The sequence below is a fragment of the Isoptericola sp. NPDC060257 genome (assembly GCF_042726645.1).
GTDB classification, from domain to species: Bacteria; Actinomycetota; Actinomycetes; order Actinomycetales; family Cellulomonadaceae; genus Isoptericola; species Isoptericola nanjingensis.
Genome location: NZ_JBHXAW010000473.1, coordinates 1 through 1,706 on the forward strand (window position 1 = coordinate 1; position 1,706 = coordinate 1,706).

Here is a 1,706-nt window from a genome sequence, read left to right on the forward strand (position 1 = left end):
GGTCCGCGACGCGGGCCCGCCCTCGTCGTCTTCCTCCGCTCGCCGCTACGCTCCCGCCGTGAGTCACGGATCCGCGGAGCCGACCGAGGTCTTCGCTCTCTCCCGCAGGTCGTCGGCGTTCGCGCTGCTGGCCGCCGCCGGGTTCATCGCCGTATCAGCGGTGGCCGGCCTGTTCCAGGCACGTCGGCTGCTCCGGCGAGACCGCACAGCACTCGTCCTCGACGCCGTCGGATTCGTCGACCGGGCGTCTCTCTCCGGCGTGGGGCGCGTCGCGTGGTACGAGACGGTCGGCATGCGCATCGTGGACCACCCGGAACGGACACTGGTCGTCGAGGTGGTCGACCCCGACGCCGTGGCCGCACGGCAGCCCTCGGCCGCTGGGCGACAGGCCGCGCGGGCGAGCACCAGGATGTTCGGCTCTCCTGTGTGCATCCCGCTGACCGCGGTGGGCCGACGTGAGGGCGACCTCCTCGAGGCCTTCGAGCGCCTGGGACACCTGCTCCCTGGCTTCTACCGCGGGACACCGTCGTCGACGTAGTACCCGCTGTTGGTTCCGTGGAAGGAAGCGGCAGCGGGTACTACGTCGACGTCGCCTCAGTGCGCGGGGACCAGACCCGGCATCGCGTCGAGGTCGAGGTCCGGGTTCTTCTCCTGCGTCTTCACGAGCGCCTTGGCCTCGGCGTCGGTGTCGACCGACGGCATGGAGCCCGGCAGCGGCTTGCCGGCGCTCTCCTTGACGAAGCCGACGGCGACCGCACCCACGAGCGCGAAGCCCATGAGGTAGTAGGCCGGGGCCATGCTCGAGCCGGTGGCCTGCGTCAGCGACTCCACGATGAGCGGCGTCGTGCCGCCGAAGATCGCCAGCGCGACGTTGTAGGCCAGGCCCATCGAGCGGTAGCGCACCGCGGTGGGGAACATCGCGGGCAGCGTCGCCGCCTGCACGCCGACCATGCACGCCACCGGGACCGCCATGAGCACGAGGCCCAGGATCGTGGACCACACGTGGCCCATCGCCAGGAGCAGGAAGGCCGGGGCCGCGAGCACCGCGAGCGAGCCCGCGCCGAACCAGAGCAGCGGACGGCGGCCGACGCGGTCGCTGATCGGGCCGGCGACGAGGATCATCACCGCGAGCAGCACCAGGACGGGCACGGTCAGCAGGGTGCCCGCCGTCGCCTCGTAGCCGAGCGTGTCGGTGAGGTAGGTCGGCATGTAGCTCGTCAGTGCGTAGCCGGCGGTGTTGGCGACGGCCACGAGCACCATCGCGACGGCGAGCGGTCGCCACTGCGAGCGCAGCGTGACGTCGGAGGGCGCGGGCGTCTCGACGCCGTGGGTCTTGGCGGCCTCGGCCGCGACCTGCTGCGCCTGGAACGCCGGGGACTCCTCGATCTTCAGGCGGAACCACACGGCGAACGCGCCGATCGGGCCGGCGACCAGGAACGGGATCCGCCACCCGCCGTCGAGCATGGCCTGCTCGCCCAGCGTCACCTGCAGCACCGTCACGACGACGGCGCCGAGCGCGAAGCCGAGGTAGCTGCCGAAGTCGAGGAACGAGGCGGCCCAGCCGCGGCGGCGGTCGGGGGCGTGCTCGGCGACGAAGGTCGTGACGCCGGCGTACTCACCACCGGTGGAGAAGCCCTGCACCAGCTTGAGGAGCACGAGCAGCAGCGGCGCCGCGACGCCGAGGACGCCGTAGGTCGGCAGCAGCC

At 72.2% G+C, this 1,706-nt stretch carries 2 protein-coding genes; one reads left to right on the forward strand and one right to left on the reverse strand.

Annotated elements, in window-relative coordinates; all coding sequences use genetic code 11:
• Nucleotides 1-58: 58 nt before the first annotated feature.
• Complete coding sequence (locus tag ACFWEK_RS21410) at nucleotides 59-538, forward strand: STM3941 family protein (protein WP_430555351.1); 480 nt, start codon at nucleotides 59-61, stop codon at nucleotides 536-538.
• Nucleotides 539-594: 56 nt separating this feature from the next.
• Here the strand turns inward: ACFWEK_RS21410 and ACFWEK_RS21415 are convergent.
• On the reverse strand, nucleotides 595-1,706 hold a 1,112-nt coding region (locus tag ACFWEK_RS21415), incomplete at its 5' end, for an MFS transporter (protein WP_430555352.1).